The organism is Ohtaekwangia sp., from assembly GCF_036568665.1.
Lineage (GTDB): Bacteria > Bacteroidota > Bacteroidia > Cytophagales > Cyclobacteriaceae > Ohtaekwangia.
The window spans coordinates 1-9,367 of record NZ_DATCSD010000340.1; the positions used below are offsets into that span (position 1 = coordinate 1).

7 protein-coding genes are annotated in these 9,367 nt (G+C 46.3%); all 7 read left to right on the forward strand.

Annotated features, from left to right (window positions below):
• The first annotated feature begins 46 nt into the window (after window positions 1-46).
• The 7 genes from VIN08_RS19290 (at window position 47) to VIN08_RS19320 (ending at window position 9,232) form a co-directional block, all read left to right on the forward strand.
• Window positions 47-1,657 (forward strand): RagB/SusD family nutrient uptake outer membrane protein, encoded by a 1,611-nt coding sequence (locus tag VIN08_RS19290; RefSeq protein ID WP_331968389.1) that lies wholly within the window; start codon window positions 47-49, stop codon window positions 1,655-1,657.
• 34 nt (window positions 1,658-1,691) lie between these two features.
• Window positions 1,692-4,043: an arylsulfatase gene (locus tag VIN08_RS19295; protein WP_331968392.1), complete on the forward strand. Its 2,352-nt coding sequence runs from the start codon at window positions 1,692-1,694 to the stop codon at window positions 4,041-4,043.
• Window positions 4,044-4,261: 218 nt separating this feature from the next.
• Window positions 4,262-4,423, forward strand: coding sequence for a hypothetical protein (locus VIN08_RS19300; protein WP_331968395.1), 162 nt, complete (start codon window positions 4,262-4,264; stop codon window positions 4,421-4,423).
• Between the two features lie 28 nt (window positions 4,424-4,451).
• On the forward strand, window positions 4,452-5,387 hold the full coding sequence (locus VIN08_RS19305) for a sterol desaturase family protein (RefSeq protein ID WP_331968398.1): 936 nt from the start codon (window positions 4,452-4,454) through the stop codon (window positions 5,385-5,387).
• Window positions 5,388-5,429: 42 nt separating this feature from the next.
• Window positions 5,430-7,304, forward strand: coding sequence for an arylsulfatase (locus tag VIN08_RS19310; RefSeq protein ID WP_331968400.1), 1,875 nt, complete (start codon window positions 5,430-5,432; stop codon window positions 7,302-7,304).
• Between the two features lie 130 nt (window positions 7,305-7,434).
• A complete protein-coding gene (locus VIN08_RS19315; protein ID WP_331968403.1) occupies window positions 7,435-7,911 on the forward strand; it encodes a hypothetical protein in 477 nt (158 codons plus the stop codon).
• A 19-nt stretch (window positions 7,912-7,930) separates the two neighbouring features.
• Complete coding sequence (locus VIN08_RS19320) at window positions 7,931-9,232, forward strand: hypothetical protein (protein WP_331968406.1); 1,302 nt, start codon at window positions 7,931-7,933, stop codon at window positions 9,230-9,232.
• Window positions 9,233-9,367: the final 135 nt, after the last annotated feature.

The following is a 9,367-nucleotide window of genomic DNA, read 5'->3' on the forward strand; positions in this document are numbered from 1 at the left end:
TGTATCCTTTACTTTCTAAGTCATGATCTATATAATGACAATTACTATGAGAACCTTTACACAAAAAACATTTCGCTATATATCCTTCACTGCACTGGCTGTTACGGTGCTGTCGTGCAATGACTTCCTAAAAGAGAAACCTGATTCGTTTATACAGGAAGAAGAATTTTACAATACACAGAACGATGCTGTCAGTGCCGTAACCTCTATATATTATTCGCTCAACTCCGGTGGTACTTCTGTACAAACACCGTACAATACATTGTTCAATACCGGTATGGATTTCGCTGGCGATGATGAAGACCCGGGACCGGGTGCCACCAATGCCGATGTTCGTTCACTATCAGTACTTGGCCATTCAGCCAGCAACCTGCGCGTTTACGAAATATGGCAACAGCATTACGCAGCCATTCGCAAAGCGAATATAGTACTGGCTAAAGTTCCGGATATCAGTTTTGATGAAACACTGAAAAATCGCCTGCTGGCAGAAGCTAAATTTCTGCGTGCGCTATATTACTTCAACCTCGTGCGCCTGTATGGCGATGTGCCGCTGGTGATCGAATATAAACAAGGCGTTACTGCCGCAGACTATGCTATAGCCCGCACACCTTCTACGGAAGTATATGCGCAGATAGAAAAAGACCTGCTCGAAGCAGCCGCTGTATTACCTGTATCGTATACCGCTCCGGATGTAGGGCGTGCCACACTGGGTGCTGCACTGGGCCTGCTTGCCAAAGTATATTTAACCAAAGCATCCCTACCGCTCAATATCACCTCGCATTACGCAGATGCTGTGCAAACAGCCGAGTATGTACTATCGGTTGCCGATGGTGGCACCGGCACTTACAACGGTAAGCCTACTGCTACTTACAACCTGGTTAACGATTACTCGCAGGTATTTTTACCAGCCTATAAAAATGGCGTGGAGCATATATTCTCTGCACAATTCAAATCGAACTCGCAAGACCAGGGCAACAACCAGAATCCACGATCTATACTTACCAATGTACCGGGACTGACAGGTTCGTATGCCGATATGGTCCGGTTCTATAAAAATGGTAACGACAATTTCTTCAGTGTATATAAACTATATACTGCTGGCGACAAGCGCAGAGACGTTACGTTCGTACGAAAATTCAAAAGTCCCTCCAATAATAAATATTATGGACTTCCTATTACCAACCCTGCTGTAGCGGGCGATTCTACACCGTTCTTTAACAAGACGTGGGATCCGGGGTCTACCTCTATTACCAATCAATCTGCTGCCAACGTAGCGATACTTCGTTACTCTGATATACTACTGATTCACGCAGAGGCAGAGAATGAATTGAATGGTCCTACCACAAAAGCCTATAAATCACTGAACCGCGTTCGCGTTCGTGCAGGTCTCGCACCCCTTGTGGAAGGCTCGCTCACCAAAGATGAGTTTCGCGAAGCGGTATATCTCGACAGACGCCTTGAATTTGTATTCGAGTATCATCGCTGGTTCGATCTTATCCGCCAGAAAGATGCCAGCGGAGCTTCTACGTTCGTAACCAATCTTCATGCCGTTCAAAAATTGAATGCAGCAGATTATCACCGGTTGTACCCGATCCCGCAGTCAGAGATCGATATCAATCCGCTGATCCAGGGCCACCAGAATCCCGGATGGGAATAAAATATATACCATGTTAAAACCTTCAACAACCAACATGAAAAAACAAACTCGCAAACGCCAGCGCACCCGCCTTGCTATACGCACGGGTGCCTATGGAATTGCTCTTGCGCTTGCTGCCGGAAGTATAAATATACTTCATGCACAGCACGACCCGGTGCAGCCCTATAAAGGCAAAGCCGGAAGAAACCTCAACGAAACACAACAGTGGTGGCCCGAAAAAAAACAAGCTCCCAAAGATGCTCCCAACGTTGTGTGGATATTGCTGGATGACGTTGGCTTTGGTGCCATCAGTACATTTGGCGGGCTGATCAAGACTCCCAACCTGGATAGTCTTGCCAACAACGGGCTGCGCTATACGAACTTTCACACTACGGCTATATGTTCGCCTACACGTGCTGCCTTGCTAACGGGAAGAAATTCTCACTCGGTACACATGGGTTTATTTCCAAACACAGCGATTGGTGCACCGGGCTACGATGGCTATATGCCATTTGAGAAAGCTACGATAGCCGAGATACTTCGCGAGAATGGTTATAATACGTATGCAGTAGGTAAATGGCATCTCACGCCTCCGTCTGATGCAACAGCACTCGGGCCATTCAACCGTTGGCCTACCGGTCGCGGATTTGATCACTACTATGGCTTTCTCAGTGGCTCAACCGATCAGTGGCATCCAACAACCTGGGAAGACACACGCAAGGTAGAACCTGCTACAGATGGTAAACATTTCAACACGCGCATTGCTGATAAAGCGATTGGATATATAGCCGAACAAAAATCGATCGACTCATCGAAACCATTCTTCCTATACTATGCTCCGGGTGCAGGTCATGCACCACACCAGGTAGCCAAAGAATGGTCGGATAAGTATAAAGGTAAATTTGATGGCGGCTGGGATAAATACCGCGAAGAAGTTCTGGCGCGACAAATTGCTTTAGGCGTTGTACCAAAAGGCACCGTATTGCCACCGCGCAATCCGGGTATAAAAGAGTGGAATACATTATCGGCTGATGAGAAGAAACTATATGCACGCTTTATGGAAGTATATGCGGGCTTTGTTTCTCAAACCGATTATGAGATCGGTCGCGTGTTGAACTTCATCAAGAAGACCGGGCAGCTTGAGAATACACTGATCTTCGTTTCTGTTGGCGACAATGGTGCGAGCAAGGAAGGTACATTTGTTGGCGTTGTTAATACCAACGATCCGTCACAAACAGAAGAGCAGCGACTGCAGCAAAATATAGCCGATATAAATCTGATCGGTACAGAAGCATCGCGCCCCAATTATCCGCTGGGCTGGGCGATGGCTGCAAACACACCGTTCAAATATTGGAAGCAGGATGCTAACTCGGAAGGAGGCACACGCAATCCGCTCATCATATTCTATCCAAAGGGTATAAAAGAGAAAGGCGGACTCCGCAATCAGTATACACACCTGATTGATATACTTCCTACAACGGTAGAGCTAACGGGCGTGCAGGTACCAACCATTATCAACGGCTATCGCCAGGAACCGATCGAAGGAACCAGCCTCGCATTTAGTATAAACAGTGCGCAGTCGCCATCACGGCATATCGTACAGCACTACGAGATCATGGGTTCGCGTGCTATCTATAAAGATGGCTGGAAAGCCGGCACACTTCACAAGAAGGGTGAAGATTTCAGCCAGGATAAATGGGAGCTCTATAACCTGAATGAAGACTTCAACGAACGCTTTGATCAGGCAGAGAAGAATCCCGAAAAGCTGAAGGAGCTTCGCGACCTGTTCGACAGTGAAGCCGCCAAGTATAATATATACCCGCTGAAAGACGGAACGGAGAAACAGCTTGACTATACCATTCTATACCAGCGCAACAAGCAAACAAAAACAGTTTTCTATCCGGAAGCTTCCGAAGTATTCGGTATATCCAGCCCGATCATTCCGTATCGCTCCTATACGATAACAGCCGATGCCGAAGTAGGTAAGGGAAGTGAAGGTGTGCTGTTTGCTTTGGGCGGTCGCTTTGGTGGTGTGAGTCTTTTTATTAAAGACGGAAAACTGCAGGCTGCCAATAACACTGGCGCCAGGCTTACACACCTGGTGTCAAGCAAGCCTTTGCCAGCAGGTAATGTAAAAGTGAAATATATACTTACCTATAAAGAAGCCAAAGAGCCCAACGATGCAGCCGGTACGCAGGCGCTCTACATCAACGATGTAAAAGTTGCTGAAGCCCCTATTGTAAAAGCACAGGCTAACATCCGCTCGACAGACGAGATCAACGTTGGCAAAGACTATATCACACAGGTATCAGACCGTTACAAAGGTCCGTTTGCCTTTACCGGTAAAGTAAACAGCGTGATTGTGGAAAATGCCGAAGAGCAGGCACTCTCGCTCGGAAGTAAATAATATAATTTCAAACAAAGCGAAGAAGATATACTTCTTCGCTTTTCTGCTTTACACATAATGTATACTGCTATGACACTTTCGGATGTAACTCTTCTACTCAAAAAAATACTGGTTGGTATAATCGTTACGCTGGTGCCCTTCTTCATTTTATTCGGAGGGCTTTGGTTAACACAAAAGCTGTTGAGTAAATAATCACACATCAAAACGAAAACAAGATTATGCAAATGGAACCACGCATTGCTAACAGGATTGTAAAAAACGTTCTGTTAAGCATTTTTATTTATGCATTGCCGGTGATTCTCATGTTGCTCACTTTCTATATCACGGGCGAACGTCCGTGGGAGAAGAAAGCTGCCAGCGAACAGGTATCCGGCAAATAATATTATCAACCCTAAATCCAAATTTTCTATGATCAAGTTCTTTGAAGCCGTTTTCCAAAACCTGAGCACATGGGGTTTACCCGTGCTGGTGTTGATACTGGGTGTTATTGAATTTTCATTGGGACTATATAAAAAACACTGGAGTAAAAATGAACGCATCCTGGATATAGTCTGCTATACTATACCCAAGATCGTTGTGCGCCCGCTGGTAACCTACTTCGGGCTGAAGTTCTTGCCATTAGTATTACCCGATCTTAAAAGTGTGTTCGACTGGGTTCCATTCTGGTGGGGCTTCTTTATACTTTGCATTGCCGATGATCTTACACAATACTGGTATCATCGCCTGCACCACGAAGTACCCTTCCTGTGGCGCTTTCATCGCACGCATCACTCGGCTCCCTATATGGGCATGGCCATGGCGAGCCGGCAGAATATCATCTATACTATATTCTTCTCGCAAACCTATCTTACTACCACGCTGGTATATTTAGGCCTCGGCTACCCGGCCCTGTTTGTAAAAGGTATAAAATCCATCATCACTACACTGGCACATTCCAGTATACCGTGGGATAAACCTTTCTACGAAAAGAAATGGCTCAACCCGATCGCCTGGGTATTGGAGCGGCTCATCTCCACACCTGCTACACATCACGCACATCATGCAGATTCTAATGACGATGGTGTAGGGCACTATAAAGGGAATTTTGGCAACATGTTCTTCCTGTGGGATATCATTTTCGGCACAGGCATCATCACCCGTAAATATCCGAGTGGCTACGGTTTGAAACATTACCAGGAAGAAGAATGGTATGCACAATTCATGTGGCCTATTTTCAAATCGAAGAAAGAAGGCAGCGAGCTTTCTGCCAACGGGCCAATGGTGCAGGATGATCCTATACCTGTTCCCGTAGCGGTGAGAAGCGAAGAACCTGTTATAGGAAAATCAAAGCTGGAGCTCACGTAACTATATATAGTCATTATCCCGGAATATATACCCTCTTATACCATGAATATATTTTCAAATTCCATACAGAAACTCACGATAGCCTCAACCGTTGTGTTGCTCGGTACACTAACCGGATATAGTCAAACAACAGAGTGGAAAGGCAAGGTGAGTAAATCGGCAAAAGACTCGCAGCCCTATCGCGTGGAGTATCTGAAGAAATCACCGGCCGGTGCGCCCAATATACTCCTCATTCTGCTCGATGATGTCGGTTACGGTGCTACAAGTTCTTTTGGCGGACTTATCCATACTCCTAACCTCGATACGCTCGCCAACCAGGGACTGAGGTATACTAATTTTCATACGGCCGGTATATGCTCGCCTACGCGTGCTGCCTTGCTCACCGGCAGAAACCACCATTCAGTAGGCATGGGGTTGTTTCCCCATTATTATCTCTCGGCCGATTATCCCGGGTATAACGGACATATACAACCGGAGAAAGGCACTATAGCAGAAGTGCTGCGCGAGAACGGTTATAGTACCTATCAATTAGGGAAATGGCATCTTACACCCGATGATGAAAGTACAGACCTTGGTCCGTTTGAACGCTGGCCTTCGGGTAAAGGGTTTGATCATAACTTCGGATTTCTCGGTGGCGCTACCGATCAATATAAACCTGACCTGGTTGAAGACAATCAACATATAAAACCGGATGGCCGACATCTCAACGCATTGCTTACCGATAAAGCGATCAGCTATATCAGCAAACAAAAAAGTATAGCACCGGATAAGCCGTTCTTTTTATACTATGCTACCGGTGCGGGACACGCACCTCACCAGGTAGACCGCGAGTGGTCTGACAAATACAAAGGTAAATTTGATGAAGGATGGGATATATACCGCGAGAAAGTATTTGCCAACCAGAAGAAACTCGGAGTAATACCTGCCAACGCACAGTTGCCACCGCGCAATGCTTACCTGAAAGCATGGAAAGATCTGCCGGCTGAAGAGAAGAAACTATATGCGCGCTTTATGGAAGTATATGCGGGCTTCCTGGAATATACCGACTTTGAAATCGGTCGCCTGCTCAAGCACCTGAAGACAAACGGACAACTGGAGAACACTGCTGTGTTTGTAATTATAGGTGATAACGGTGGCAGCAAGGAAGGACTTGAATACGGTGTTACCACCAAGTCGATACGTTTTGGTATGGATAATATTACACGCGAAGAGTACCGTAAGTTTATGCTGACAGAGTATGACAAGATTGGTACTAAAGATGTAGCTACGGTAGCCAACTATCCGTTGGGTTGGGCACAGGCAACCAACACACCATTCAAATTCTGGAAGAGCGATGCGAACGCAGAAGGCGCTACACACAATCCGCTGATTGTATACTATCCGAAAGGTATAGCAGAGAAAGGCGGCATTCGCAATCAGTATGCACACCTGGTTGATCTCTTCCCAACCATTACAGAGTTAACTGGTGCAAGACAACCCGAAACTATAAAAGGTATCAAGCAAGATCCCTTGCATGGCACCAGTATAGTATATACGCTTGGCGATAAGTCGGCACCATCACGTCACACACAACAATACTATTGCATATTCGGTAATCGCGCGATCTATAAAGATGGCTGGAAAGCGGGAGCTGCGCACCGACCGAACTCGCTCGATCTGTTCACCTATGCGGATGAACCCAAGACAACACTCGAGAACAATCCGGATACAGAAGTGTGGGAGCTCTATAATCTCAACGAAGATTTTAACGAGCGCAATAACCTCGCACAAAAATATCCTGATAAGCTCAATGAATTAAAAGCCCTGTTCGATGCAGAAGCCGCAAAGTATAATATATACCCGCTCATCGATATAGAACATGCCGTAAGCCGCTATAAAGAATTACAGCTGCGCTTACAGCAACAAGCCAAGAAATAAAGTAACAAACGCCACAGCTCCTCTCCTGTGGCTTTGTTAGTTGAAAGTTGAAAGTGGAAAGTGGAAAGCGAAAGTAAAAGGAACTTCAACATGGAACATGAAACCCTGAACACTGAACGATAAAATTATCATGAATACAAAACGAATTATATATACCCTGCTGCTGGCGTGTATCATGCTCACAGCCTTTACCATTGTGAGTAACGAGCGCGGCTCGCACGATATAGACCCTGCTGTAAAAGCAGAAGTGCTGCAGGTGCTGGATGAGTATATGGCAACGTTTAACGCCAACGATCTTGCCGCGTGGGAGAAGACCTATCACTTTCCGCATTACCGGCTGGCAAGCGGCAACATGTCGGTGCTGGATAAAGCAGGTTTGCGCGATCCGGCCAAAGTATTTACACCGCTCAAGCAGGCCGGGTGGCATCACAGTGTGTGGGATCACCGGAACATTGTGCAGGCTTCTGATACCAAGGTGCATGTAGATACACAGTTCTCGCGCTATAAAGAAGATGGCACAAAGATCGGCACCTATGAATCGCTATATATAGTAACAAAAGAAAACGGACGCTGGGGAGTAAAGCTGCGCTCCAGCTATGCCGAGTAAACGCATGTATATAAACGCCATGAAAATATACTCTTTATTTCCAATCACTCGCATATACCAGGTTGCCGCTATAATATTGCTGGCTTTCCGTGCGGCCTATGCGCAATCTTCCCATGATCCCTTCACGGGAGATCAGCTATATGCCGATGTAAAAAAGTATGTTTCCTTCGGCATACACCGCACTGCTTCAGAGGGTGATCTGAAAACCTCCGCGTGGATCAAAAAGAAACTCGATGCGCTGGGCTTCAAAACTTCCTATACTACATTTCCGGTAAAGCAATTCTTTCTGAAAGATGCGCATGTCAGTATAAATGATACATCTATACCCGCGTTTCCCTTGTGGCCGGTACAGCAGGCATCAGCCAACATAAACGGAGTTATAGTCGATCCGCTCTATGGCGACTTTGAATTATATACCAGCAAAATTGTGCTGGTGCGCATTCCTCCGGGAGGGCAAACCAACCAGCAGATCATCAGTTTACTCGAGCCTATTATAGCAGCCGGTGCATCGGGTATAGTAGCCATTGCCAAAAATGATATAGGCGAAATAGTCGCCTACAATACTTCCGAAAATCTGCCACCGTGGAAAGTTCCCGTAGTAGTAGTGGCTCCTAAAGATTCGCTCGCCTTTATACAGGCAGCGTGTGCACGCAGGCAAGTATCGCTGCAGGTAAACGGTACGCTTCGCGAAACGGAAGCCCGGAGTGTAACGGGCACGATCGGCACAGGCAATAAATATATAGTTATCTCTACTCCCATCAGCGGCTGGTTTACCTGTGGCGGAGAACGCGGACCAGGTATAGCCATCTTCAATGCACTGGCAGCGTGGGCTGCGCAACAGAAGAGTCAGTATACATTTCTTTTTACAGCCAACTCCGGGCATGAGTTGAACAATCTCGGGGCGCATGTATTTATAGAGAAGGCACCTAAGCCGGAAGATGTATATCTGTGGCTTCACCTAGGGGCCGGTATCGCTACCGTTGACTGGAAAAAAGAAGACGGCACGTTGAAGAAGTTATCAACCGTAGATCCTAAACGAAACATCATGTATAGCGAAAACCTGGAGCATACGATCGACCTGGCTTTTCGCGATCAACCCGGAAAACGCTGGAAGATCAGGAACGAAGCATTGGGCGAATTAGCTGTAGTAGCAGCCCATGGCTATAAACGATTTTTCGGTATAGCCTACGGGCACCCGCTGCATCACATGCCAACGGATGATGCTACTACCACCAACCCGAAAATACTGCAAGACGCTGCCATTGCTATACGAAAAGCATTGGAGATTGAATTGGCAGAGACGATTGTAAAAACCGATTGATCAAACTATATATATCCACCATACATGAAGAGAATATATTATATCATTACTGCCATTGCCTTTACAACGGTAGGGGTAAGCGCCTTTTCGCAGACGGTTGATAAGACCGCGATCAAACGCAAGCCTAATGTTATT

What these genes read in the sequence shown, in the direction of transcription:
- VIN08_RS19295 (WP_331968392.1), top strand. Translation starts at nt 1,692, where the DNA reads ATGAAAAAACAAACTCGCAAACGCCAGCGCACCCGCCTTGCTATACGC.
- VIN08_RS19320 (WP_331968406.1), top strand. Translation starts at nt 7,931, where the DNA reads ATGAAAATATACTCTTTATTTCCAATCACTCGCATATACCAGGTTGCC.
- VIN08_RS19305 (WP_331968398.1), top strand. Translation starts at nt 4,452, where the DNA reads ATGATCAAGTTCTTTGAAGCCGTTTTCCAAAACCTGAGCACATGGGGT.
- VIN08_RS19315 (WP_331968403.1), top strand. Translation starts at nt 7,435, where the DNA reads ATGAATACAAAACGAATTATATATACCCTGCTGCTGGCGTGTATCATG.
- VIN08_RS19290 (WP_331968389.1), top strand. Translation starts at nt 47, where the DNA reads ATGAGAACCTTTACACAAAAAACATTTCGCTATATATCCTTCACTGCA.
- VIN08_RS19300 (WP_331968395.1), top strand. Translation starts at nt 4,262, where the DNA reads ATGCAAATGGAACCACGCATTGCTAACAGGATTGTAAAAAACGTTCTG.
- VIN08_RS19310 (WP_331968400.1), top strand. Translation starts at nt 5,430, where the DNA reads ATGAATATATTTTCAAATTCCATACAGAAACTCACGATAGCCTCAACC.